Consider the following 23,523-nt stretch of genomic DNA (forward strand, 5'->3'; position numbering starts at 1 on the left):
TTCGCTGTATCCCACATTTACTACTGCCTCTTAATGAGGTGGCAGTATTGCTAAAAATCAGCAGGTCAGTACACTAGGGTAAAATATTTATCCAGTTGAGAACGACAGAACGTTCTTCCGTATGCAATCATGGTATAAGCCCCCTTTAACCAGAGCCATACCTTGTACTTATAAGAAAAAGGACAGTTCTGGTTATATCCAAAACCGTCCCGTTATTTCTCAAGGCGCACAAAAGTATATTATCTAGGAACGGTTTTTTTTATTTACCGCACACGATAACAGCTTTTGAATTATCACTGCATACTATATGCAATTTTAACACATTCTAAATTTATAACATGAAGTATAAACTCATGCTAGGTGATTTAAAAATGAGAAAAACAAAAGAAACACATACTTTTGATTTCAGACCGCTAGGGCTGGCAATCAGAGAAGCCCGTGAAAGAGCGGGACTTTCTCGTAATGATTTAGGCGATAAGGTATTCTATGGGGAACGTCATATCGCAGATATTGAAAATACTGGGTCGCACCCAAGTTTTCAGTTATTCCATGATTTGGTTACCATGTTCAATATATCAGTTGATGAATATTTCTATCCAGCGAAAAAAGTAACAAAAAGTACAGCTCGCCGTCAGATAGAAACCTCTCTTGATTTATTGAGTGATAACGAATTAAAAATCATTCAAGGTACGATTGACGGTATCTTGAACAGCAGGGAGAGCAAGAAGTAATTCGCTTCTTGCTTTCTTTTTTCATAGCTTCGACACTCTTATTTGCTGATCTGCTCCGCAGGTAACAAATAAGAGCCGACAATCTATAAGTTACAATACCCTACAAATTATCGGCTCTGCGTCTTAGCGTCTGGCTCTTTGATAACAGTTACTTTTCCATACTTTATATTGATTAAAGTTTCAGCTTTGCACTTCGGACAATACAATGGGAAATTTATTAGTTCTGTATCTTTCCGTATTCTTGTTCGTGTTTTGTTACTACAAACAGGACATAGTACCCATGACTGTTTTTCCACAACACCACCTCTTTATTTCTTTGAATTTCTTATTTTGAATACTCTTTTTGTCATCATTTTCGTTCCTATATGCGAGTAAAGGTACAATTTAATTTTTGACATATTCTGCGTATGCTTAGAAAAAAGTATATCGGGAGAAGAAAATATACCATAATCATCAACAACAGCTTCTTTCTGAATAAAAACATCGTTTCCCGTCCAATCAATATTAACTGTTTCCACGTCTTTGGTTGCAATAGCAAATTTTTTGAATATACCTTTATATTCAGTATATTTTTGTTGTACTGTGTATAAATAGTTTTTATCGATTATTACTCCTTCTAAAGCAATCCACTTATCATTAAAGAAAACTTCTACCCATGTATGCAAAATATATTTAGGTGCTAACAAATAAATAATTTGGGGAAGTGCTCCCTTTTGAAAATCTTTTGATACATTAAAGGCGTGTAATCTGCACGGTATATTAACTGAACGTAATAGTGCCATTAAAAGTGTTGCTTTAGTATTACATTGTCCGAAACCATCTTGTAAAACTTCAACCGCACTCAATATATCCGTAGAGTTATATCCAAATAAAATATCATTTTGAACAAACTCATAAATGTTTTTTATTTTATGAAATTCGTCTAATTCCAGCCAGCCTTTTTCCCTAACTAAATCACTAATCTTAGCAGAATTAAAATTTAACATTTTCGTTTCTTTCAAATATTCTTCCATAATAAAGCTCCTTTCTTCATGGCTTTATTATATTTTAAATTTCATTAGTAAACTTTCAAAAATTCGCTATCTTTTAACGATAATGAAACGGTCATACCCATCATTTTTTTTACTGTACTTGCAAAATGGGACGGGCTATCAAAGCCAGCTATCATTGAAGCCTCCGTGATATTTTTACCAGCGAATAATTCATCAAAAGCCCGTTCCATTTGATGTAATATAATATAGGACTTTAAAGGTATCCCAGTTTGTTCTTTAAATAAATGTGATAATCTGCTGGAAGATAAAAATACATTATCTGCTAAATATTTGATACTATGGTCGGTGCACTTACAAGTGTCTAAAATCTGGAAAATGCTAGATATTCTTTCATCATACGTGTGTTTATACATGGATAGTTCTAAACAATTTAATAGATATTTGTAAAAATGTTTATATTGTTCAACATTTGTACTATATAATAATCTCTTAACTTGCCTGCTCAATTCGTATGTATCTATTTGGTCATAAATCAAAAAATCTCTTTTTCCCATTTTATCAATAAGTTTTTTTCCATACACAGATGTTGGGTCAATAATCGAAGAAAAATACAATTTCCCCTTTGCCGAAAAAGAATGTGCAACATTTTTATTTACAACTATAACATCACATTTAATCCGTATATCATTGATAATTATTTTCACATAATCATCAATGCCAACAAATAACTGCAACATCAAATGACTATGTGTATCAGCGTCTAAATGATTTGTAATCATGCTTATGTTATCTGTATCCCAAAAGATTTTATTTATAACTTTCATAAAACACCCCTAAAAAAGTTCACAACTCTAAACTTTTGTCTTTTTCGTAATGATATAAATATATTCCTCTGGTGTAGGGCGTTTGTTTCCAAAATATTTTTTGAAATTTGCCTGCACTTCTGGGTCTATACTGTTCATAGCTTCATCAATAGTAGCTTCTATATCAGCCCGTACATCAGCCAATGACATACCGCCCGCCTTTGCACCAGCTTTTAAGGCTTTTTTAATATCTCGTTTTTTAAGTCCTATCATAAGTTATTCTCCTTTATAAGCTGTAAATATCTTTCAATAACACATTCTAAAGAATTAAAATCCACAAAATCTACCGTTTGATTGTAAGTAGCAATAAACGTCTTTGTTTCTTCACTTTGTTCTTCAATCGGTAATTTTTTTGAAAAATGATATAAAAGTTTCATCATAGTTTTGTGTTTTAAATTTAATTTTGAATAATCTAGGCTTCCTCTTACATGAAATAATTCAATGTTATTATTAAGGTGTCTAGGAAGTTGTTTGTAAATACTATTCTTGATATTTTCAACATTCTCTATATCGTTAGGGTCTGCGATACCGACCGTGATAATCAAAATTTTCTTCAAATCATTCGCAGAATATCTTTTTAAAGTTTTAGCTAATCCTAATACACCCCCTGCATATAAAGAGCCAACATATAAGATTACATCATACTTTTTATCTGATTTCATTTTTCTATAATCAAAACAATCTATATTTAACTTTTTAGACATTGCTTCTGCATATTGTTTTGCACTTCCATATTGACTTCCAAATATAATTACAGATTTCATTGATTATCAGCCCCCTTTTCAATAGCATTTTCATCAGCAATTTTCTCCTCTAGGTTATCAATACCAGAATACAATTTCATTAAAAGCTGAAATAATGTTGTAATTTCGTCCTTTGAATAAATTTCAAAAAGATATGTCAATTCATGCTGATATTTTGTAAACTCCTTTTTCCAATATTCATCAGTTTTTTTTGTTGCTTTTGCACTTAAAGCTCTTGCGTCATAAGGGCTTTTTATAATTTCTATGAACCCTTTTTGTTCTAATACGCACGCTAATTTTTTTATATTTTGTCTAGTACACCCTAGTAGTTTTCCAAGCTGTGTAAATGTAAGCTGGTCTTTAGAATTTCTTATAATAGAGAGTAACATAAACTGTTTCAATGATATTTCGGTAATATGATTATCAAATAGGGTTTGTAATCTATTACCTATAATAAATAAACTACTGAAAATTGCTTGTTCTTGATGTTCAGATGTATCGGAGAATTTTAAAATGAAATCATTTACATTCATAGTATTTAACCACCTTTCAATAGGTAACTTATTACCTATTGAAAATTATAGCAACAAGTTACCTATTTGTCAATGTGGTTTAATTTAACGAGCATTCTCCACAATTTTCCAGTTACTATCCTTATGTAACACAAGCTCATATTGTGATACCTGCGTTGCCTTTGTCTGATTATCGAGAAATTTCACAGCAACCTTGACTTTCACATTGTCCCCGTCCCTTGTAAATACTGGGTTTACCAATTCGGAATAAAGGTAGTCCTTGCCGATAGGTTCAAGCACGTTTCCAGATACATAGTAAGCAAGCTCTTTTTCTGTGGCTGTTGGGTATAGCTTAAAGAATGTTTCCAAAAATGCGGTAGCGTCCTTGACAGTATCAGCGTCCACACTTGCGTCTGCTTCTGGTGTCTTTGGCTCATAGTACGACTTTTCGATTACTGGTGCAAGGGTAGGGTTCTGAACGATTACCATATCCCCGTCAGCGTCCACATGGACTTTTACCGTATAGGTTGCTTTCACATTGCTTGTCTGTTCTCCGTCTTTTATCTGCTGATCTACTTCGTAGGTAGCAGAAAAAGTGTCCGTTCCAGACTGTTTAATACTCCATACAATCACCTCTGTAACTGTGGAGCTGGTCGGAATATCGGTTCTAATGGTATCAACATTCAAGTCCAGCAATTCCTTTGTCAGATAACCGCTGATTGCCTGCGTCCTTGCTTCAATCGCTTCTTTGCTGTTATTCCATGTGTAGTAGGACTTTGCGAAGTTCTTCACGAAATTCTCAATCCCGTTGGTGTCTTGCAAGCGAAGCTCAATGATTTCTTTTTCATGGGTGGTGTGCTGGTCGATAGCCGTAAAATTCTTATACACCCCAAAGCTCACGCTTGCAATAAGCACCACCCACAACGCAATCACGGTTTTCTTATGTGTGCCTACCTTGACAGTACGCACCTTTTTTTCTTTTGGTTCTTTGATAGTTTCTGTCTGTTTCTTATTTTTCTTAAACATATTTTTCAAGTCCTTTCTATTGTTTTACTCGTCCTGCACCGATTAAGTGCTGTTGCCAGTAACTATTATTTAGCTCTGCATATCCTATCGGGTCGCCTGCATGGTACATCTGTGTAGGCGAAACAAGAATACCGACGTGTGTTACATAACTTCCAGCGTTATAAGTAGAATGGAAAAATACCAAGTCCCCAGCCTTTGCCTGCGAGAGTGGCAGATGTTGGGTAGCGTCATACTGGGCTTGTGCCGTTCTCGGTAAGGAGATACCAGCTTTTCCATAGCACCATTGCGTCAACCCCGAACAGTCAAAAGAAGTGTTAGGATTGCTACCGCCATACACATACTTCCAGCCTTGATACTTCAATGCTTCATTCATTACCTTTTGTGCCAGCTCTCCCGATACCTGCGGAACAGTTAAATACTGATTGACTAATTCGACGTAAAATTGATTGCCATACTGATAACGCCAGCCCCCGTTTTTCGCAACGGCTATCGGGTTGGTGTAGGTTACTTTCTTTCCACCCGATTTCTCACGGGCGAAGCTCTCTGCAAGGTTAAAGGTATGTTTCTTTCCGTTTCCTGCCACATATCCTACATAGCCACCGCCATAGTTATAGGACTGTATCGCTACATTCAAATCGTCGATACCTTGATTTTTGCAGGAAGAAAGCAGGGACGCAAAATATTTACACCCCTGCTTGATTGAGCTTTCCGTATCTAAAGAGTTGGGCGGTAAACCAAGACTTTCCGAACTCTGCATAACATCTTCCGCTGTACCGCCACTTTCTACTTGAATGATAGCAAGCAGTACATTGACATACTCGGAGATACCGTTTTCTCTAGCATATTTTTCCACCATAGGCTGATGTTTCAAAACTTCTGCGGATAGGTTCATACCCGTAATGCCAGAAGAAAAGTTGCTGTTCTCGTCATCGCTGTCCGCACTAATGAGGACACCAAAGAAAAGCACCAGCGAAAAGAGGATAGGAAACAGACTGCTAATGAGGGCGATATGTTTCAGTTTCATTTTTTCTTCTGTCCTTTCTTCGTTACAAGGTTACGGTTTTTCTCTGTGGTCTGCTGGTTCTTCTGGACGCTCTGCGTCTGCTGAACCTTTGTCCTGCGGTCTTTCGTGTAATTCTGTCGTGTTTCCTGCGATACCACTTTTTCTACATTCTGCCTATGTACTTGCTGTGCAGGCTGGGTTACTTTCTTATCAGAAGCACCAGAAGATAACGGACGTTCTTTCATAACAGTTGTCTTGACTGGCTCACTTGCTTTTGAAGTGGTCGCTGTGGCAGGGCGTTTGACTTCCTGCATTTTTTCCACACTCGGCTTTGGAATGGTTGAAGCTGTGGCTGGTCGCTCATGGGGACGGGTAGCTCCCGTTGTCGCTGATCCGTCAGCCTTTCGCTGTGCCTGCCTTACTTCTTGTGCTTTTTGAAGCTCCATACGCTTGTCAGCAATATTCTGCCTGCGTTGCTCCTGCTTTTCCAATCGTCCCGTCTGTCTGGACTGCTGTTCCTGCACCATGCCACGCTTGAAATCTGATACGCTGGACTTTGCCTTTTCCTTTGCGGAATACACCGCATAAGCGGTCTGTGTCGGCATATCCTTGATGTTTTCTTTGACAGCATTTGCCTTGTCTTTCACTTTATTTTTCGTATCTAAGACAGCACCCACCTTTGAGCCTACACGTTGTCCCATGCTGGAAGTGGTATTGCCCCGATTTTCTTTAGAAGCGGTATTTTTTCTTTCTGCCCGTTTGCCAACAACGGCACTTCCAGCCACCGCACCAGCGACACCGCCCGAAATACCGCCAGCACTTACCGCCCTTGCAATACGGTGTTCCATACGCCTAGCCCTATGTCGCATAAACAGATATGGTCTGCGGAAAATCCTGCGTCCCATGCTCTGACTGTCGCCAGCATTAAGTGAGAACATACTCATTAAGTCGCCCAGCTTCATATAGATACCAGCAAAACATACTATCTGTAAGAACGCCACCATAAAGAATGGATAGTCTGTGGAAATGTTATAAAACATACTGGAAATGCTGAACGCCACCGTTACAATGAGCGTTATTCCTGCCCGTGTCATTATGGTATTAAACACCCTCACGATTGCCTGCTTTGCCATGCTTTCATAGCTCGGTATCATGGAAAGTAGAAAACTGATAGGCAGGAACATAGCAAAGATAATAAAAAGTATCTGGCTGAACAACATCATGCCCGTAAGCAAGAATACAAATATTGTTATCCCTAAATTGAAGAACAATAGGAAAAATACCATGCCTAAACGGTTTACGACCTGCGGTATCGTCAGATTGTTGTTGTCGTTGTCCTCGATTTCTGTTTTTACAACTTCCTCTCTGGTCTTTCCGTCCTCGTCCTCTGGACTTGCCGATACGAGAGCTTCCACACGGTCTGTCCCGATTTCCTCTGCGTTGCTGTTGCCAAATTGAAGCAAGAGCCACGGCTGTTCCACTTGAATAGAGAATAAGCTGTCCCGTATCAAATCTACGCTGTCCTTGCCCTCGCTGTCAGAGTTGGGGAGCATGATTTTTGTTCCCAAATCAAGTGAAGCGGTACTAATGTCTGATGAAAATTCATTTATCTTTTTGATGTAATCGGGAGCGTAGGCAATAAACGAAGCGGACAGCACGAACACCACCACAAAGTTGATAACAGCGTGAAGTGCCTTGCTTGTTTCCCGTTTAATAAGTCCCGTATAGGCTACATAAAGTCCCACCACTAAGATAATGAGAAGCAGGAAACCGACATAAAAGCCCGTAGAAGAAAAGCCGTTCTGTGTTACGCCTGCAAGGGTCTGTATGCTCTTTCCGATACTGTCTGCCATATCGTTAATAAAATCAAGTTTGTAGGCTTCCTGCACCACATAGCCCGTGGCATTGCTTAAATAAAGGCTTATCGTCCAGACAAAGTTGGTAATGCAGTAAAGCCCGTACTGCACCGATTTTCCAATCCCGTCCAGCCAGTTCCACGGAAGCCACGACCAGCTATTATCCACATAAAAATCAAGCTGGTAGTTGGAAAGGGGATATTTTGAGTATAGATTTTCTGCGTTTATGGTATCGTCCACAAGCCCTGTCGCATGAGCTACCGTCCCCAGAAGTGAAAGCAGGATAAGGGAGAGTGCCACCACGAACAGAGCCATTTTGAGAAAGTGGAAAATCTTCTTTTTTGTGAACACACCTTTTATCCTTTCTTTCATCACTCCACCTCATTTCTCTGTACGGGCGGTCTGGTATCAAAGGCGTGTAGCAGTTCTTCAAAGACTGGGTGTATCTGCACCACACCGACACGTCCGTATAAGTCCTGCAATAAACATTGTCCGTTCTCCAAATCACGCAAGCGTTTCTGGTTATTTTCGTCGTCCTTGTCGATACCGAAAAATTCTAAGGTCTGCTTTATCTCGTTGATGTCAGTAGAACGAAAGGCAAATTTCAAACCGATATTGTTTTTCAGACTTTCCTTTGAAACATCATAGGCAGACTGGGTAACAAAATAAACGCCTGCCTGCATAGCTCGTCCAGCACGAACCAGCTTATTTGATAAGGTTTCGCCTTGTGCCACGTTTAAGAACGCCCACGCTTCGTCTAAATCGACAATCTTAAAAATGCTTCTGTCCGAATGGATAAAATCAAGGGCAAAGGTACTAATCACAATTAGCATAGACACCGACAATAATTCAATGGTCGTGTATTCCTCAAAAGTGGTATCTTTATCTGGCAATACTAAGTCCGCTACTTGAATGATATTGAGCTGGTTATCCAGACTGATAGCATTTTCCACCGTACCGTCTGAAAACAGCAGATGTGCAAAGTCGTAGTCCGTGAAGCTGTCGATATGGTCTGCGATATTTCTTGATATGGGCGTATCTTCACGGCGAAGCTCGTCTATCACATGGAGCAAGCCCCGACTGTCGCTCTGGGTAACAGAACGTACCGCTTTTCGTAACACGGGGAATTTTTCGCCGTCCCTAGAGGAAATACCAGTAAGGAATGTCAAGATGTCGATTGCCAGACTTTCAGCGTCTTTTACATTCTTCATAATCACGAATGGGTCAAGAAGTCCTGCATTGTCTTTATCGCTGGTTAAGTTTACGATATTGATTTCATGGGCGATTTCTGGGAGTGTTTCTTTCCAGTTGCCACGCTCTGATTTTGGGTCTAAGATAACCGCTTGTCCCCCAAAGAGAACCGAATAATACACCAGAAGATTGTTGCAGAACGATTTACCACCGCCAAGCGAACCGACAAAAGCAGAAGCAAGGGCATTTGTAACTGTGCCTTTTACGCCTTGCGAAGCTAACGACGGTTGCAGGTACACATTTCTTCCCGTATCAACGGAATATCCCATATAAATACCCGTAGTTTCCCCTAACTGCTGTGTCGCACCAAAACCAAGCCCAGCTAAGAAGTCTGATTTTACATACTGCACATAGTCATTGATATATCGCTTGCTGGCAGGAAGAAATTCAGAATGAAGCCCCAGCATATCCCCAGCAGGACGCACCAGCTTTACATTGAGGTCGTCGTAAAAGTCCTTGACTTCATCACAACGGCGTTTCAGCTCGTCAAGATCGGGTGCAGACACCCGTATCACGTAGCTTAACTTATACATACTTTCTTTGCTCTGGTCTAAGTCCGTTTCCAGCTCGTCCACGCTGTCTAATGCGTCCACCACATTTGAGCTGGTTTCACTTCCTGCTTGATAAGCGTGATTGTCAAGGTCTTTCAATTCCTTTTTCTTATTTCTTACTGTGGTAAGAGCCTTTCGGTTCTCCACGATTTCTACATTCATAGAAGTATCAACGGGGAATGTGAATTGCTGTTGCTGGAAATAGAAGATTTCAGACGACGGAAAATCAAGCTCCCCGACAATCGCATTGACAGTAAAGTAGGACACATAGCTTTCCTTGTCCTCATGTTCCAATCGTAAATACCGCTGGCTTTCCTCAATCACACACCTTGTCGGACGGATAAGGTCGTAGTATTTTATCAGCGTTTCTTTCTGCAATTTCTTCTTTGGTAGCTGGTACTCATAATCTTCATAGGCGATACCGTCCCTGCCGTAAAGATGTTCCATGAGATACCCAAAATCATTGATTTCCAAGCGACGCACCTTAAAGCGACGGGAGATTTTATTTTCCAGTAACTTTTCCATTTTCATGTAACGGTTGATTTCATCATTCGGCATGGAAACAAAATCATTCATCAGCGTATGGTTCACTTCATGGAGAAATTCTGTGAACGTCAGCCATGCCGATTTTTTGATATTCTTCAGATTGAGCTGTTCTTCTGTAACCATGAGCTTAAAGCCAAGAAAAAAGCGGTAGTCCACTTGATTGTCCCCAATCATAGATACTAACGCTTCGGTCTGTTCGTCTATCTTCTGATAGGCAACTTCCTTTAATTTTCCAGTTACCAGCTTCTTTGACTGCTCCTGCATACTTCGGATTGAACTTTCTGTGGCAATCTGCAAGGCATGAATTTTACCCTCACGGGACTGTGCGATTAGTTGTCGAAAGCTGTCATGCACGATAAATTTCTGCTCTGCGGATAAGAAAGAATAGTTGTACGGTATCAGCTCATAGTAGGCGAATACCTCATTGTCCTTGTTCCAGACAAGGTTATTGTCAATATATTTTATCGGGAACATAGTTCACACTCCTTACTGCCGTGATTGTTTCATTGAGTATCTGCTTATGCAGTTTTACGGCTTTTCCTGCATAAGTGATTTTTGGTCGCAGGGCATAGGTTATCTGTGATTTCAAAAAGCTGTACGGCTTCTTTCCGTCAAAGGTTTTCTGCGACATAAACCAAGTGAGAGCAACGGGAATACCGAAGTATTTGAGAAATGCTCCCTCAATCATGGAAAGTGGGGGAATATCCCCAAACAGAATGATGATAAATTCCGTAATCACAAACCATGTAATCTGTGTAAAAGTAACGGGAAAGGGCAAGTTAAAGTCATTGATTGCATATAAGACTTTTTCCACGTTCCAGATACCCGTGTAAGATTTAATCTTTTTCAAGTTCTTTCAGCTCCTTTCGTAAGTTTCTAAATAGAAAAGGACAGCCATTTTCAGACTGTCCCTTAAAGAGAAATACGCTGTCAGTAGCAACAATGCTTGTCGCTGATCTTCCAGCGTTAATATGGTATCTCGCACATACCTCGGCTTGTTTCAATAAAGCAACCGCCCATATCCAAATCTCGCCCGTAGGCTTCATAGTCAATGTAGTTCTGCAAGCTGGGTGGAATATCCCCAAGTGCCTGCAATTCGTCTATGTAGTAGTAGGCAACGTCTGTCATGGTTTCACAGTCGGGATAATAATAAATATCGTCCTTGTGTTCCACGACTTCTTCCAGCGTCCCGTAGTGACTGATAAATTCTTCCAGACATTCTACGATATAGTCGGGAAGTTCCTCTATCATTTCATACATCTCGTTGAGTTCTTCAATGGAAACATACTCGCCAATCGCAATGGGAAAGTTATCGGTATCATGGATTGCGTATTCCTCATACTGTTCATTCAAGCCGATTTTTTCTTTCACATCTTCCTCGTCAATAGGAAATGTGAACCAAGCACCAACTAAATAGCCCTCATTGTATTTGCCAAGATTAGCAATGTAAACCGCCATATCATCAATCATAAGCACCACCTCATTTCCTACTCTGGCAGTTCAAAAATACCGTGTTCCGTTACTAAAAATTTCCCGTGTTCCTGCAAGTGAGAAGCGTAGGCTTCAAAGTCAAAGTAATATTCTTGACAGTCCTCGGACAGATGTTTGAATGTCGGGTCATTCATCAGCTTTTGCCTTGCAACATCTATCATGCTTTTGCAGTCGGGATAAACCGTAATCACGTTCCTGCAAATATAAAGTGCTTCTAAATTTTCATACACCGTAAGTAGTGATACATATTCTTCCTGCATATCGCTTGAAAGCTGGCGGTACATAAAATCTAATTCATTGAGCTGGTACACGCTGGTATGTTCGTGGACTTCATTAGCATAAGGCAACACCTTTTCGATAATGCGGTAATCCCCACTTTCTGCACCGATACCTAACTTTTCTTCAAACTCAGCAACATCTATCGGCAGGTCGAACCAGTATGATATTGTTTCTTCGCCAGTTGTTCCTCTCGTTTCCACCAGCACCCTTGTTTCCTGCATTGTTCCTCACGTCCTTTCTGTTGTTTCATCACATCTTTTATGGTCTGGTACGACATACCAAACACATACTTTGAAAAATCTTCTAACTGTCTTTCTTCATAATCGGCAGGGTTCAGCCGTTTCATTTCATGCCACACTTTACGCTTGTAAGAGGGCAGGTCGGAAATGTATTCACAGCCGACTTTTGCCTGCATATCCTTAAAAATATCGTTCATTTTATCACTCCAATCTGAAATTTAGGTATGAAAAAAGCAGTCAATCCTAAGACTAACTGCTTTGTGTGTAGGGATATAAAATTGTTTTTAATCTTGAATAGGTATCCAAATTTCAATAACTGAATTATCTCTATTCCAATGGAAACGGTAATCATATTTTTCAAAGTGCAGGATAATATTTTTTATAGGGGTATATGGTGTATTAGGAATAATTTCCTGATAAATTTTTCCATAAGTTTCATATATTTTTTCCATAGCACCGATATGCTCCATGACCAAATATTTATAAGACGGTATTTCTTTATACAGAAAGTTGTCTGGAATAATAGTTCGCTTTGGTATAGAACAGAAATAATAAAGTTTTCCATTTCTCCGTTCCATAAAAGCATATTTTACCCAATTTCCCGATTGTGAAAGATATGATTTATTCAAATTACTGTTAAACTTTCTCCAAAACTGCGTACTAATCTGAATATTCCTTTTTTGGTAATTCGTAAGCTCTACTTCCTACCCAATAACTGAAAATGCGTCTAATTCTCTTATAGAATAATTCATCATTTTACTTTGTGAGCAGTGATAATGGTATAACTGTACGCATTTATTGTAATGATACAATTATCAATCGTTATGTACCAGTTTTTCCCTTTTCTTATAATTTCTGCATTAGAAAGACTGATTTTTTCTTTGCACCATTCAATCACGTTTTCTACATTCAAAGATAAGTTCTTTTTAATTCTAATAACGCCAAGTTCAGTTGTATGAAGTCTATCCAAGTTTTCCAGTAATTCATTTGCCATATTTTGACACCTCATTTTTCAACAGATTTATTTGTATATTTCATATCCCAATTATATCATTCTCATATCAGCACCACAATAAAATTTTATGCACCGATAATCTTATTGAACAGTTCTAACAGTACATCTTTCACACCGCCAGCATTGAACACCAAGCCGACAGCAATCAAGGCAACTACCAAAAAGCCGATAAGTTTTGAAAACTCACGCTTGAACCCTAAGTAGATACCGATAACCACAATCGCCATAAGCACTAAGCTCTGTGCGTTTGATAAAAACCATTGATACAAATTTTGACCGAAATTCATTTAATTGTCCTCACTTTCTTTGTTTTCTTTGATTTCTTCCATGTGTCTGTCAGCTTCTTTGCCGACGTTTATAATACACATCAAGACTACGCCGATACCCATTCCCATAGATACCAGCAGGAAGTCTTTTACTAATTCCCACATTTTTTATCACTCCTAACTTTCTACTAAATCTTTTGCAGGGGTCGTCTGCTGTTTGATAATCATTTCATGCTTTTCTGTGAGTTTTGCCTGCTGTTCGATTGTTTCCATGTAGTCTGTACCGTTTCCTTTATCAATCTTTTTCAGCATTTTCAAGGTTGGTGCTACCTGCCTTTGTACCCAACGAAGCGTGCGGTCTAAGGTGTAAGGCTCTGGCTTTGTCGTCAGCTTCAAGCTCTGTCTGTTATCGCCGATAAACCAAGCCCAGCGATCGTTGAGTTTCCAGTCATTTTTCCGCTTGTCTGGTTCTTCATCAACAAACCGCACATACTGGTTGATGATAGAAAAGGCGGTCTGTTCTGCGTCATAATAGGTCAGCAAATCTCGTACTGCATAATAGGCTCGTTCATTACGAAGCCGTATCTCAAAACGGTTGATAATGTCGGCTTCATCAAGTGGTGTCCCTAACTTGACGTACTGCTCATAGTCCTTTTCATAGATACAAAAATACACATCTGATTTCAGCGAACCAAGATAAAGGGTACGCCCCATATATTCTCTGTCGTCCTCTCTGTGCTTGATAAGCTCGCCCGACTGATAAAATTTATAACTTCTCGACTTCCCGATATATTCCCGTTTCCTGCATTTTTCCGCAAGCTCTGGAATATCCAAAATGCCCGTATGGTCGTTGATAGCAAGGTCGATACGCTTCATCACGCCACCGTCTACCAATGCGTCCATGAGAAAGTCATACCAGCTTCTTTGCTGTGCCAGCAGGTAACTTTCAAACTGCCTGCAACCACGCCCCTTTAATTCTAAAAGGACACCTTTTTCTTCGTCAGCCGACGTATAGATAAAGATGTCCCCTAAAGAATAATGCTCCGTATAACTGTAACGCCCGTAATCTTCATGGAGCATATAATTGATATTCAGTTTTAATATATCTTTGATGATGTGTTGTATATCCAGCGTGGGAAAACGAATTTTCACATAATCAAACAGCATAGTAAGCGGTGCTTCTGGATTGAACTTTGCCAGTTCCTTATGCAGAGTATTAAGAAGTTCTTTTGACGGTTTCATTTTTCCGCTTTCTATCTTGTTGAGATATTCCCTTGTGATACCAGAAGCCACCGCCAGCCTGCCTTGTGAGATACCGTAAGCAATCCGTTTCTCCCGTAATTCTTTTATCCCTTGTTCTTCATTCAGAACCATACCCCCAATCTGTAAAGTGTGAAGTTTTTTAAGGCGACTTCACAACTGATTTTTGCTAGAAAACCATATCAGAAGCCTTATGTTTCCTATGTTTTTTGTCTATTGTCTATTTGCAAACGTACCCCTCTGTTAGATACCGAGGGGTTTTACCTGCTGGCGTGGCTAACGCCACACCAGCAACGGCTAGTCCGTGCCGTCGCCTTTCGCTTCGCACGTCGCCGTCCCGTCCTGCCTTGCTTGTGCAAGAGAGCCGATAGTCTGCAAAAAATCATGTCCTTTTGGGACTAAAGGCGTGTAAAATTCGCTGATAACGCTTGTTCCTACATCACAGTAGCCACGCCCCTTGATACGCTTCTGGAAAAACTGCTTTTTCACATCTGAACCGAACAGCATACCGTAACCTAATTCGCTGATACGCCCCAATCCCACACGGAAATTGAAGTTATCTCTGATACCGTCCGAGAAATACTTTGCGTCTGGACGCTGGCAGGCAACGATAAGGAAATATCCTGCTTGCCGTCCCAGCATGACGATTTTCTTTAACTGGCTAAGTAAGCTCACGCTTTCTTTCGTCCCCAGCATTTCAAAAAATGCCACATATTCATCAAAGATAAGAAAGCAGGGTGGCAGTCCCAGATAGGCGTAGTTTTCGCCCGTCTTATAGTTTTGGTGTTGTTTCATTTCCTCACTTCGCTGTACCATGCCCTCATAAAAGGCATTGACACAATCTATCATTTCTTCTTTGGTGTGGTACACATTTCCCATAACTGTCCCTAAGTCTGCTAAGTCCGCATTTTTCGGGTCTAAGACGTAAAGGACAGCGTTGGTATGCAGTAAGGCTTCAATGAGCGTCAGCAGAAAATAGGTTTTACCGCCACCAGTCCCACCAGCAATCAGAGCGTGAGGGAGTGCGTCATATTCCCAGACAAGATTTTTCATCAGCTTTAGACAGCCGTTTTCTGCCCGTACTTCATCAATGGTAATGCGGTTCGCTATCATATCATAAAGCAGGGTATATTCGATATAACCGTCATGCAGGGTCTTGTCGGTCAGTTCGCAATACAAGCCACTTTCCAACTTATCCTCTAACCGTAAAAGCTGGTCTTGATATTTTCCTAATGTGATTTCACAGCGGATATGAAGCAGTCCCTTTTCCATTTGATAATAAATCTTCGGAAACCAGACGATTTTTTCCCTTGATCTGCTTTGCAGGTCAGTAAAAAAACCGCTGTCTTGTACGGTATCGGCTTCATACCACTTATTTTCCAGTATCATTCTTGCCAGCTTTTGACGGTGCAGGAGCTTCTTGAAACTGTCGTAACAGAAGCGGTAATACCCAAAAGCGACCAATGCACAAACACCAGTCGCTATCAGTATGGTTATGAAGTTGTAAGGGGAAAGCGTCAAGCCGTTTTCTAACAAGCTGAAATGCTCCCAGTCGGTACGCATGAGCTGTTTGCTATTCAGTAGCAGGAGAACTGCCACGAACACCAACAGAAGCGTCCCTATGGAAAAGTGGTAAACAAGGTGCTTGTCGCTGGCTCTGATACGGTGTCCTTTGTTCCAAATCTTACTCATAAATCAATCACTCCTTTCTGGGTATGAAAAAAGCGGTCAATCCTAAGACTAACCGCTTTTTCATTACCATTCATTAAAAATCTTCTGAGTCCAACACTTTATATCCAGCCTCAATTAACGCTTGTGCAAATAGACCTTGACCTTTTATCAATTTCCCCGTAAAACTACCGTCATAAATATTCTTGACTGCACAAGTAGGGCTTCTTGATTGCAGAATAACTAAATCTATTTCCATACTTCTTATTTCATTTAAAGCCAACTGTACCGCATGACGATATTCCTCATCAACAATATTCCCATTTATATCCATGACAATACCATTTACTATTTCCGCACTAGGACGTGGTGTAGGCATATTCGCTAATAATTCTGGACAAATCTCGATAACCTCTTTGTCTTTTAGAAACTCTACAACTTTCGGATTGAGATTATTCCCACCGTTATATTTGCAGTTTTTTCCCATGATACATGAACTAACTAATACTTTCATAGATAAGCACCTCACAATTTATCCTAATTATATCATTCAACGAATTACCTCACAATAAAAATCTAATCTCTAATTTTGTTTTTTCGGCTGTCCCTGCGGTGTATGGTTTTGTGGACTGCCTGCGTTCTGGTTGCCTTTGTTCTTCAAGACAATATCCTCTGCCTTTACATACCAGTCCACATCAGCACCACCAAACGTCTTTCTTGATACCGTATCGGCTACGGGATTGACAAGTTCCACAACTGCATTGTACGGAAATTCCCTTAACGGTACTTCTGGCGGTACAGACACGGGGATAATTCCACCATGCAGACTGCATTTCAAATCATAGATACGCTTTTTAAGCTGGGTACTCGGTGTCCCGTCCTCATTCTGCAAGAACACATCACGCACCGCTGTAAATTTTAATTCTCCAAATGTTTTCTCTTTGTCAATGACAAAACCGTTTGATAATCTCATAAATTCTTCACTCCTTTACTTTTCTTCAACTGCTACAATATCATCAGCAAGCAACACATAATCGGTATGTCCCATATCCCCGATTGCGTAACCTCTGCCATATAACTTCGGATTAACAAGTTTTACTTTCTGCTCATACTTGAAATGCTTTTCGCCAGCCTGCACGGGAATTTCCACCACAACATTTTCGCCTTTCTGTACGTCAGAATAAAGGTTATAGCTTCGTCTGGTTAAGACCCTGCGGTTATTTTTATCTTTTTCAAAGACTGGCTCGCTTTCTCCTGCAAATTCAAGAGTTCCAAAAGACTGTGCCATATCTGGCACGACATATTTCATTTCCATATTGTTTTACCTCGTTTCTTTCTATTTTTGATAAATTGATAGTGATTTCTTATTCTGGCGGTTCGGAAAGTACCAGCAATCCCACCGATAGTAAAGGGTAAAATCAATGCTTACGCACCCTTGACTATCCGTGTTCTTGCAGGTAAGTAGCAGACAAGCCAGAATAAGCGGAAGTCTGCCGTTTGACAGCTTCGGCGGAGAGCGTGATTTTCCTTTTCTCATACCGTTACCGCCTTATGATTTTTTCGTTTTACGTCGTTTGTAGAAGAAGATACCTGCCAGCCCAGCACCTGAAGTCAAAAGAAGTGCAAGCAGTCCGTAAAGGTTGGTGTTATCGCCCGTTTTGGGATTGTCGCTAGGTCTGCTGGGCTTTTCTGGTGTCGGTGGTGTTTCGGGTTTCTCTGGTTCTTCTGGGACTTCTGGCTTTTCCTTAAAGGTAATCGTCTGTCCCTCGTCGTCAATGTCCTTATGCTCGGTAACTTTCTTCGGCTCGTCTGGATTGCTTAAATCGTACAATTCTTCAAAAGTTACAAGCTGTTTGCCGTCAAGAGAAGTAGCGTCAAACGTAAAAGCAACTTCCACTTTCATAGTTTCGCTGTCAGCAGTAAAAGTATAATCACTTTCCACACGCTTTCCATTGATAAGAAGTTCTGCATTTTCTTCTTTCAACATCTGCCAGCCCACAAGTTTGTACTGTGTGCCGACTTCTAAGCCCTCTAAAGTTACGGTATCAATGATTGTTACCTCTTTTCCAGCTTCAAGTTCTTTATTTCCGTCTTTATCGGTAGCGGTAGTATGTATCTTGATGATACGCTCTGTGATAAGTACCGTCTGCCCGTCGTCCTCAATGTCTTTGTGTTCCGCAACTTTCACGGGTTCGTCTGGATTGCTTAAATCATACAATTCTTCAAAGGTAACAAGGTTCTTGCCACCTAAAGCAGACGCATTGAATGTATAGGTAATTTCCACTTTCATTTCTTCCTCATCAGCGATAAAGGTATAGTCATTTTCTACACGCTTTCCGTCAATGATAAGCTCGGCGTTTTCTTCCTTTAACATCTGCCAGCCTTTGAGCTGATATTTTGTGCCTTTTGTAAGTCCGTCTAATTTGACGGTATCAACAATCGTAACCTCTTTTCCAGCAAGGATTGTCTTTTCGCCGTCCTTGCTGGTCGCTGTGGTATGGATAGAGATTTCTTTTTCGTATTCATCAGTCAGCGTCCCTAAATCAATCACAAGGTTATTTTTTGATACTACGATTTCAAAAGGTGGGATAAGTTCAAAGCCTTTGTTACTGTCAGAGCGTAATTCCTCAATGATGTAAGTATCATAAGGCAATGCCCCTTTGCTGTCATCTGGTTCAGAAGTTCCAAACCACACGCCGTCCTCGCTTGTTTTGCCTGCGTTGGTATTGTGCTTATGAGAAGCCCAGTCAGCAGAAGTGGAGAATTGCCCGTTATCATCAGTTACCACGACATGACTTTCTCCCGTCGTCTTGCTTGTGATCCTAAAGGGAACATCAGCAAGACGCTTGTGTGTGCCTGCACCAATTTTCACGCCCTCAATATCGCCACGCTTAATCTGATTGTAGATAGAGTGGGCTTCGTCGGTTAAGTCCACGATTTTTCCATTTTCTGTGATTGCAAAATCAATCGGTTTCGCACCGTCTGTCAAGTAACCATTTGGAGCTTCACTCTCAACGATACGGAATTTTCCATAAGGTAAAAGGTCAGCGGAAGTAGAAGCGACACCCTCAATATCCGTATGGATTGTTTTTACAACTTCATTTTTCTTGTATAATTTGCCCTCAACCAATACTGCATTATCATTTAAGGAAATGATGTCAAAGGCAGTATCTTTCAAGGTAGCACTTCCTTGTGGCTTTGTATCGCCCGTTTCTAAATCTCGTTTCTGAATTTTAACACCGCCACGGATAACCTTGTCTGATACAGAAAACTGGTTACTTCCAGTCAATACGCCAAGGTCGCCGTCCTCGGTAATCTGTGTTACATATAAGCCCTTAATCTGTTCGGACTTATCGCCAGCCTGCATATATGCACCGTCAAGCAAGTAGCCGTTTGGAGCTTTTGTTTCCTCAACGGTTAGTGTTCCTAAAGGAAGAACTGCCTTGCCGTCCTGCATATAGTAACTGTCGCCAGACACCTTGTATGCGTCCGCTAATTTTGTAACATAATGGATTGTACCGTCGCTGTCAGTTTCAGCGAGTGTCTTTGTAACCCATGTACGAGTAGCTTCGGCAGGAAGATTATCTTTGTTGTAGAAGCCTGCATAATACTTCCATGTAAATTCCGCACCTGCTAGAGAAGCGTTCCCCTGCGGATTGTCTTTCTGTGTTTCCATATCAATCTTGAAAAGCTCAATCAAAGTGTCTGTTACTTTTGGCGTATCAGATACGTTCAATGTCGCTGTCTTTCCAGCTTCAATCTTTAAGGAATATACAGTTTTATCTACTTTATATCCTGCTGGTGCAGATAATTCCTTGATATAGACTGTGCCAGACTTTACCTCTACAACATCGGTATTTCCGTTTTTATCAGTCGTAAGGGTGGCAAGCTGTTTCGTGCAGTCCTTATCAGAAAAGACACCGTAGGTTGCACCAGCAATAGAGTAATTCCCGTTACCGTCTGTAATGCTGGCATTACTGGAAGTCTTTTGCAGTTTCGCATTTCCGACATTCAGTTTCGCCCAGAATTGTCCCAATTCCTGCCCCTCGCCAGAGTAGATATAACCGCCACATTCATAACGTCCTTTATTTTCTTTGACAAAGGCTTTTGCACCAGCGTACACTTCGTCCTGCGTCGCTTTTGGAATTTCATCATAAGAAGCTCGCACGTTGTCGCATTGCCAGCCAAGATGTACGCTCAATCTCTGCCAGACAACAAGCTGTCTTAAAAGGTAAGCGTGATTTTTACTTATTCCGCTGTGGCTGTCTGTGTACTGTTTTACATATTCGATAGATAAGGCAACGTCGCTTATCTGGTCGGCACTCATACGAGTGCTTGCGTCAGCTCTGGTCTTGTAACCATTCTTAAAGTCTGTGTTAATGTCGATACAGTAAGCGTCCTCGCCCTCAACGGTCAAATGTCCCTCATTAAAGGTAGAACCAATCGAGCCGTCATTCATTATTTTTTCAACGATACCGACACGCTCTGCACTTTCCGTCCAGTATTGCTTGCTTTCCGCATGAACGGGTGTAGTTGGTAAAGTAGTAACGACAGTAGCAAGAGCTAAGAAGCCCGTACACAATCGTTTTAACATCTTTTTCATAAATCTAATGCTCCTTTCATTTTGGGTATAAAAATAGACGCTCATTTCTGAACGTCTACATTACTGAAAGGCTTGTCCTCTCACACATATTCTATTTTAATAGGTACAACAGTTGCCTTTCTCCTTGTATTTTCGTTGTTTTCATTACTTGCGCTATCTACAACCGTCATGCCCTGCATCCAGCATAATCGAAACAGCCATAAAAGCTCCTGCATATGTCTTTTTTTACATACATATGCAGGAGTCCTGTCCTACGTTCCCGTCTAATCCACGGCTCTTCTCTCTTCCGCCAGAATCAGGTTCGCATTCTGTCTTTCATAAGAATTCAACCGTACATTCCGGGAAAATTCATCCGCTGTGTAGAGCGGTTCATACCAGTCTTTGGATGAGAACCATTCGTCAAGATCTTCGGTTTCGAAGATTCTTCCATGTCTTGCAAAAATCTCGTTTCGTCCAAGACGCAGTTCTGCTTTTGTCTTTCCCTCGAAGTCTTCTTCTGTCAGAAGCCGGCTGTCACTTTCCGGGAAAATATAATCCTCATCTTCCTCTTCTTCCTGAGGTCTTGTCCTGCTGTCAGCGTACTGATCCCGCTTCATCGTGCAGTCCATTGCCGCTGTCAGCCCTTCTGACTGTCCGCCCGAGGCCCTCTTTACGACAACCTTCAGAGCCTCATCCTGGAATTCGATGGTTCCTTCCATCCGGTTGTTATATTCGTCCGAAAAGGTAAAAGAGGCCGTTTTATCAGAAACAACGCCGGTCACGTCATTCGCTCCCCGGAATACATAATCCTCGTCGCTTCCGTAAGTTTTCCGGATATCAAATACAACTCTCTGGTCTGCGGCACTTTTGATTTCCACCTCGCAGATTCCGTCCGTCGACATCACTTCAGAGTCCGCATTCGCCTCGTCACACCAGTTTCCTTTATAGTCTGCCAGGCTCCAGGTATTCTTTTCCTCTTCTTCGTTCTGGTCAGTCTCTTCGTTTTTCTCCGTCTCATTGCGGGTGACAAGCTGCCCGAGATAGTTCCCTCCAACTGCGGCAAGTCCGATAATCACCGCTGCCGCAAGGATAATCATGGCGAACCATTTCCTGAAAAAAGACTTTTCTTCGTCCGGCTCATCCTGATCTTCGATATCAAGCTCTCCTTCCAGCTCTTCGTAAAGCTTCCCAAGTCTTGCCTGGCGGATTTCTTCTTCCGCGTCTTCCCGCAGAAGTTCAAACATCAGGACCATCATATCTGAAGAAATGTCCACGTGCAGATATCCTGCCTGGGTACACATCAGTCCCAGCTCAATCCTTGCATATTCCAGAATTCCCTCCAGTTTCTCGGCCGGACAATTCCACAGACGGGACAGTTCTTCCATGCTCCATCCCTCATAGTAGTATGCCAGGCAGACCAGCCTCCCGGCTGTTCCTATTTTCTTGTAGCTGGATTTCAGAATCCGGACGATCTGCTGCCGCTCCGCTGTCGTCTCCGGAGCGCGCTGTCCCTCCCAGGAAGGCGCTGTCTTTTCTTTCTCCAGAATCATTCCTTTCTTTTTCTGGCATTCTCTCTCCCCGAGTTTATAGAGAACGGTATAAAGCCACTTTTCCATCTTCGCCGGATCCTGGAGCGTGCTGATAGTCCGGAACACGACAAGGTAGATCTGGCGGACCAGTTCTCTGGCTTCGCCGCGGTTTCCCATCATCAGTCTGGCACGAAAATAGACATCCGCACAGGTTTCTCTGTAGATCGTGCCGAATCCCTCGCTCTCGCCTCTCTTTGCCTTCTCCACTGCCAACTTCAAACTTTCTTTCATATCTGCTCCCACTCAACTTTCCATGCATTGTTTTTCAGCCATTTCCTGCGGTTCCGGTAATCCGGCATTATTTCCTCCACCCGGTTCCAGAAAGCCGAGGAATGGTTCATCTCCTTCAAGTGACACAGCTCATGAACCACCACATAGTCAATAATCTTCTGCGGCATCATGATCAACCTCCAGTTGAAATTCAAATTTCCAAGGCTGCTGCAGCTGCCCCATCTTGTTTTCTGTGCCTTGATAGTCACTTTATTCGGGCTCTCCCCGATCTTTGCGGCAAACACCTTCACCCGGCTTTCAATATTTTCTTTTGCCCGGATCCGGTACCATTTTTCCAACTGCTCTTTCCGCTTCTGAGGTGTTGCTGCTGTCTGATCTATCAGCAGCTGTCCGTCTCTCTGCCATACAGTCTCACCTTCTGATTTCTTTATCGAAAGCTTCAACGGCTCTCCCAGATAATAAAAGACGCTGCCGTCCTGAAACCGTTTTTCCATCCATTCTCTACGGCTCTTTTCGATCTTTTCCAGCTGCTCTTTGACCCATGGAGCCTTTTCTTTTAAAAATCTGCGGATGGCTGTTTCCGGCATCCGGTACGGTGCTTTTACCCGCACTTTCCCTCCGGAAAAAATGGCCACCTCAATTGTTTCCCTCTTTCCTCTCTGCAGGTCATAAAAGACCGCTCCCGTCTGTCTGTCATAAAAGCAGCGTCTCATGTTGTATCCCCCAATCAAGAAATATAAAAATATCCCCTTATCTCATATTATCTTATGTTTCCCCGCTTTACGCAACAGATTCTTTCGATTTTCGTTCTTTTCTGCGTAATATAAAC

At 41.3% G+C, this 23,523-nt stretch carries 26 protein-coding genes and 1 pseudogene; 1 reads left to right on the forward strand and 26 read right to left on the reverse strand.

Annotated elements, in window-relative coordinates:
* The first annotated feature begins 371 nt into the window (after positions 1–371).
* Positions 372–731, forward strand: coding sequence for a helix-turn-helix transcriptional regulator (locus FGQ85_RS14525; RefSeq protein ID WP_005338070.1), 360 nt, complete (start codon positions 372–374; stop codon positions 729–731).
* Between the two features lie 107 nt (positions 732–838).
* Here FGQ85_RS14525 and FGQ85_RS14530 read toward each other — a convergent pair whose 3' ends face one another.
* The 26 genes and pseudogenes from FGQ85_RS14530 to FGQ85_RS14665 form a co-directional block, all read right to left on the reverse strand.
* Positions 839–1,027, reverse strand: coding sequence for a cysteine-rich KTR domain-containing protein (locus tag FGQ85_RS14530; protein WP_025477909.1), 189 nt, complete (start codon positions 1,025–1,027; stop codon positions 839–841).
* 12 nt (positions 1,028–1,039) lie between these two features.
* A complete protein-coding gene (locus FGQ85_RS14535) occupies positions 1,040–1,744 on the reverse strand; it encodes a transglutaminase family protein (protein ID WP_002323365.1) in 705 nt (234 codons plus the stop codon).
* Between the two features lie 44 nt (positions 1,745–1,788).
* Positions 1,789–2,547 carry an AraC family transcriptional regulator gene (locus FGQ85_RS14540; protein WP_138373813.1) on the reverse strand — a complete coding sequence of 253 codons (759 nt, stop codon included), beginning with the start codon at positions 2,545–2,547 and terminating at the stop codon, positions 1,789–1,791.
* Positions 2,548–2,574: 27 nt separating this feature from the next.
* Complete coding sequence (locus FGQ85_RS14545; RefSeq protein ID WP_002323352.1) at positions 2,575–2,799, reverse strand: hypothetical protein; 225 nt, start codon at positions 2,797–2,799, stop codon at positions 2,575–2,577.
* On the reverse strand, positions 2,796–3,350 hold the full coding sequence (locus FGQ85_RS14550) for a flavodoxin domain-containing protein (RefSeq protein ID WP_002323351.1): 555 nt from the start codon (positions 3,348–3,350) through the stop codon (positions 2,796–2,798). The genes FGQ85_RS14545 and FGQ85_RS14550 overlap by 4 nt, the downstream gene beginning before the upstream one ends.
* A complete protein-coding gene (locus FGQ85_RS14555; RefSeq protein ID WP_002323350.1) occupies positions 3,347–3,862 on the reverse strand; it encodes a MarR family transcriptional regulator in 516 nt (171 codons plus the stop codon). Before FGQ85_RS14555 ends, FGQ85_RS14550 begins: the two co-directional genes overlap by 4 nt.
* An 84-nt stretch (positions 3,863–3,946) precedes the next feature.
* Positions 3,947–4,867: a conjugal transfer protein gene (locus FGQ85_RS14560; RefSeq protein ID WP_002323349.1), complete on the reverse strand. Its 921-nt coding sequence runs from the start codon at positions 4,865–4,867 to the stop codon at positions 3,947–3,949.
* Positions 4,868–4,883: 16 nt separating this feature from the next.
* The gene (locus FGQ85_RS14565; protein WP_138373814.1) at positions 4,884–5,891 is read right to left on the reverse strand and encodes a bifunctional lysozyme/C40 family peptidase; all 1,008 of its coding nucleotides are present in this window, start codon (positions 5,889–5,891) and stop codon (positions 4,884–4,886) included.
* Entirely contained in the window at positions 5,888–8,098 is a 2,211-nt protein-coding gene (locus FGQ85_RS14570; RefSeq protein ID WP_138373815.1) for a YtxH domain-containing protein, read from the reverse strand. The genes FGQ85_RS14565 and FGQ85_RS14570 overlap by 4 nt, the downstream gene beginning before the upstream one ends.
* On the reverse strand, positions 8,098–10,548 hold the full coding sequence (locus FGQ85_RS14575) for an ATP-binding protein (RefSeq protein ID WP_138373816.1): 2,451 nt from the start codon (positions 10,546–10,548) through the stop codon (positions 8,098–8,100). Before FGQ85_RS14575 ends, FGQ85_RS14570 begins: the two co-directional genes overlap by 1 nt.
* Positions 10,526–10,924: a conjugal transfer protein gene (locus tag FGQ85_RS14580; protein ID WP_003061368.1), complete on the reverse strand. Its 399-nt coding sequence runs from the start codon at positions 10,922–10,924 to the stop codon at positions 10,526–10,528. Before FGQ85_RS14580 ends, FGQ85_RS14575 begins: the two co-directional genes overlap by 23 nt.
* A 116-nt stretch (positions 10,925–11,040) precedes the next feature.
* Positions 11,041–11,544, reverse strand: a complete 504-nt coding sequence (locus tag FGQ85_RS14585) for an antirestriction protein ArdA (RefSeq protein ID WP_138373817.1) — start codon at positions 11,542–11,544, stop codon at positions 11,041–11,043.
* Between the two features lie 17 nt (positions 11,545–11,561).
* Positions 11,562–12,065, reverse strand: a complete 504-nt coding sequence (locus FGQ85_RS14590) for an antirestriction protein ArdA (protein WP_138373818.1) — start codon at positions 12,063–12,065, stop codon at positions 11,562–11,564.
* Positions 11,984–12,280: a conjugal transfer protein gene (locus FGQ85_RS14595; protein WP_138373819.1), complete on the reverse strand. Its 297-nt coding sequence runs from the start codon at positions 12,278–12,280 to the stop codon at positions 11,984–11,986. Before FGQ85_RS14595 ends, FGQ85_RS14590 begins: the two co-directional genes overlap by 82 nt.
* Positions 12,281–12,367: 87 nt before the next feature.
* Positions 12,368–12,838 (reverse strand): annotated as a pseudogene (locus FGQ85_RS14600) (GyrI-like domain-containing protein).
* Complete coding sequence (locus FGQ85_RS14605) at positions 12,835–13,077, reverse strand: DUF3781 domain-containing protein (RefSeq protein WP_002347257.1); 243 nt, start codon at positions 13,075–13,077, stop codon at positions 12,835–12,837. The pseudogene FGQ85_RS14600 and the gene FGQ85_RS14605 overlap by 4 nt, the downstream one beginning before the upstream one ends.
* Before the next feature lie 86 nt (positions 13,078–13,163).
* The gene (locus tag FGQ85_RS14610) at positions 13,164–13,385 is read right to left on the reverse strand and encodes a hypothetical protein (protein ID WP_002323342.1); all 222 of its coding nucleotides are present in this window, start codon (positions 13,383–13,385) and stop codon (positions 13,164–13,166) included.
* A complete protein-coding gene (locus FGQ85_RS14615; protein ID WP_002323341.1) occupies positions 13,386–13,529 on the reverse strand; it encodes a DUF3789 domain-containing protein in 144 nt (47 codons plus the stop codon).
* A gap of 12 nt (positions 13,530–13,541) precedes the next feature.
* Positions 13,542–14,738: a MobT family relaxase gene (gene mobT / locus FGQ85_RS14620; RefSeq protein WP_138373820.1), complete on the reverse strand. Its 1,197-nt coding sequence runs from the start codon at positions 14,736–14,738 to the stop codon at positions 13,542–13,544.
* A 183-nt stretch (positions 14,739–14,921) separates the two neighbouring features.
* Positions 14,922–16,316 carry an FtsK/SpoIIIE domain-containing protein gene (locus FGQ85_RS14630; RefSeq protein ID WP_002323339.1) on the reverse strand — a complete coding sequence of 465 codons (1,395 nt, stop codon included), beginning with the start codon at positions 16,314–16,316 and terminating at the stop codon, positions 14,922–14,924.
* Between the two features lie 73 nt (positions 16,317–16,389).
* Positions 16,390–16,806 carry a DUF523 domain-containing protein gene (locus FGQ85_RS14635; RefSeq protein ID WP_002322983.1) on the reverse strand — a complete coding sequence of 139 codons (417 nt, stop codon included), beginning with the start codon at positions 16,804–16,806 and terminating at the stop codon, positions 16,390–16,392.
* Positions 16,807–16,875: 69 nt separating this feature from the next.
* Entirely contained in the window at positions 16,876–17,265 is a 390-nt protein-coding gene (locus tag FGQ85_RS14640) for a YdcP family protein (protein ID WP_002323338.1), read from the reverse strand.
* A gap of 15 nt (positions 17,266–17,280) precedes the next feature.
* Complete coding sequence (locus FGQ85_RS14645) at positions 17,281–17,607, reverse strand: YdcP family protein (RefSeq protein WP_002323337.1); 327 nt, start codon at positions 17,605–17,607, stop codon at positions 17,281–17,283.
* A gap of 234 nt (positions 17,608–17,841) precedes the next feature.
* Positions 17,842–20,895 (reverse strand): SrtB-anchored collagen-binding adhesin, encoded by a 3,054-nt coding sequence (locus FGQ85_RS14655; protein WP_138373821.1) that lies wholly within the window; start codon positions 20,893–20,895, stop codon positions 17,842–17,844.
* A 263-nt stretch (positions 20,896–21,158) separates the two neighbouring features.
* Entirely contained in the window at positions 21,159–22,694 is a 1,536-nt protein-coding gene (locus FGQ85_RS14660) for a YARHG domain-containing protein (protein WP_138373822.1), read from the reverse strand.
* Positions 22,691–23,407, reverse strand: coding sequence for a SprT family zinc-dependent metalloprotease (locus FGQ85_RS14665; protein ID WP_138373823.1), 717 nt, complete (start codon positions 23,405–23,407; stop codon positions 22,691–22,693). Before FGQ85_RS14665 ends, FGQ85_RS14660 begins: the two co-directional genes overlap by 4 nt.
* Positions 23,408–23,523 lie beyond the last annotated feature (116 nt).

It is taken from the genome of Pseudoflavonifractor sp. BSD2780061688st1 E11 (assembly GCF_005844125.1).
GTDB lineage: Bacteria > Bacillota > Clostridia > Lachnospirales > Lachnospiraceae > Sellimonas > Sellimonas catena.

What these genes read in the sequence shown, in the direction of transcription:
- FGQ85_RS14525 (WP_005338070.1), top strand. Translation starts at nt 372, where the DNA reads ATGAGAAAAACAAAAGAAACACATACTTTTGATTTCAGACCGCTAGGG.
- FGQ85_RS14535 (WP_002323365.1), bottom strand. Translation starts at nt 1,744, where the DNA reads ATGGAAGAATATTTGAAAGAAACGAAAATGTTAAATTTTAATTCTGCT.
- FGQ85_RS14540 (WP_138373813.1), bottom strand. Translation starts at nt 2,547, where the DNA reads ATGAAAGTTATAAATAAAATCTTTTGGGATACAGATAACATAAGCATG.
- FGQ85_RS14545 (WP_002323352.1), bottom strand. Translation starts at nt 2,799, where the DNA reads ATGATAGGACTTAAAAAACGAGATATTAAAAAAGCCTTAAAAGCTGGT.
- FGQ85_RS14550 (WP_002323351.1), bottom strand. Translation starts at nt 3,350, where the DNA reads ATGAAATCTGTAATTATATTTGGAAGTCAATATGGAAGTGCAAAACAA.
- FGQ85_RS14555 (WP_002323350.1), bottom strand. Translation starts at nt 3,862, where the DNA reads ATGAATGTAAATGATTTCATTTTAAAATTCTCCGATACATCTGAACAT.
- FGQ85_RS14560 (WP_002323349.1), bottom strand. Translation starts at nt 4,867, where the DNA reads ATGTTTAAGAAAAATAAGAAACAGACAGAAACTATCAAAGAACCAAAA.
- FGQ85_RS14565 (WP_138373814.1), bottom strand. Translation starts at nt 5,891, where the DNA reads ATGAAACTGAAACATATCGCCCTCATTAGCAGTCTGTTTCCTATCCTC.
- FGQ85_RS14570 (WP_138373815.1), bottom strand. Translation starts at nt 8,098, where the DNA reads ATGAAAGAAAGGATAAAAGGTGTGTTCACAAAAAAGAAGATTTTCCAC.
- FGQ85_RS14575 (WP_138373816.1), bottom strand. Translation starts at nt 10,548, where the DNA reads ATGTTCCCGATAAAATATATTGACAATAACCTTGTCTGGAACAAGGAC.
- FGQ85_RS14585 (WP_138373817.1), bottom strand. Translation starts at nt 11,544, where the DNA reads ATGATTGATGATATGGCGGTTTACATTGCTAATCTTGGCAAATACAAT.
- FGQ85_RS14590 (WP_138373818.1), bottom strand. Translation starts at nt 12,065, where the DNA reads ATGCAGGAAACAAGGGTGCTGGTGGAAACGAGAGGAACAACTGGCGAA.
- FGQ85_RS14595 (WP_138373819.1), bottom strand. Translation starts at nt 12,280, where the DNA reads ATGAACGATATTTTTAAGGATATGCAGGCAAAAGTCGGCTGTGAATAC.
- FGQ85_RS14605 (WP_002347257.1), bottom strand. Translation starts at nt 13,077, where the DNA reads ATGGCAAATGAATTACTGGAAAACTTGGATAGACTTCATACAACTGAA.
- FGQ85_RS14610 (WP_002323342.1), bottom strand. Translation starts at nt 13,385, where the DNA reads ATGAATTTCGGTCAAAATTTGTATCAATGGTTTTTATCAAACGCACAG.
- FGQ85_RS14615 (WP_002323341.1), bottom strand. Translation starts at nt 13,529, where the DNA reads ATGTGGGAATTAGTAAAAGACTTCCTGCTGGTATCTATGGGAATGGGT.
- mobT (WP_138373820.1), bottom strand. Translation starts at nt 14,738, where the DNA reads ATGGTTCTGAATGAAGAACAAGGGATAAAAGAATTACGGGAGAAACGG.
- FGQ85_RS14630 (WP_002323339.1), bottom strand. Translation starts at nt 16,316, where the DNA reads ATGAGTAAGATTTGGAACAAAGGACACCGTATCAGAGCCAGCGACAAG.
- FGQ85_RS14635 (WP_002322983.1), bottom strand. Translation starts at nt 16,806, where the DNA reads ATGAAAGTATTAGTTAGTTCATGTATCATGGGAAAAAACTGCAAATAT.
- FGQ85_RS14640 (WP_002323338.1), bottom strand. Translation starts at nt 17,265, where the DNA reads ATGAGATTATCAAACGGTTTTGTCATTGACAAAGAGAAAACATTTGGA.
- FGQ85_RS14645 (WP_002323337.1), bottom strand. Translation starts at nt 17,607, where the DNA reads ATGGAAATGAAATATGTCGTGCCAGATATGGCACAGTCTTTTGGAACT.
- FGQ85_RS14655 (WP_138373821.1), bottom strand. Translation starts at nt 20,895, where the DNA reads ATGAAAAAGATGTTAAAACGATTGTGTACGGGCTTCTTAGCTCTTGCT.
- FGQ85_RS14660 (WP_138373822.1), bottom strand. Translation starts at nt 22,694, where the DNA reads ATGAAAGAAAGTTTGAAGTTGGCAGTGGAGAAGGCAAAGAGAGGCGAG.
- FGQ85_RS14665 (WP_138373823.1), bottom strand. Translation starts at nt 23,407, where the DNA reads ATGAGACGCTGCTTTTATGACAGACAGACGGGAGCGGTCTTTTATGAC.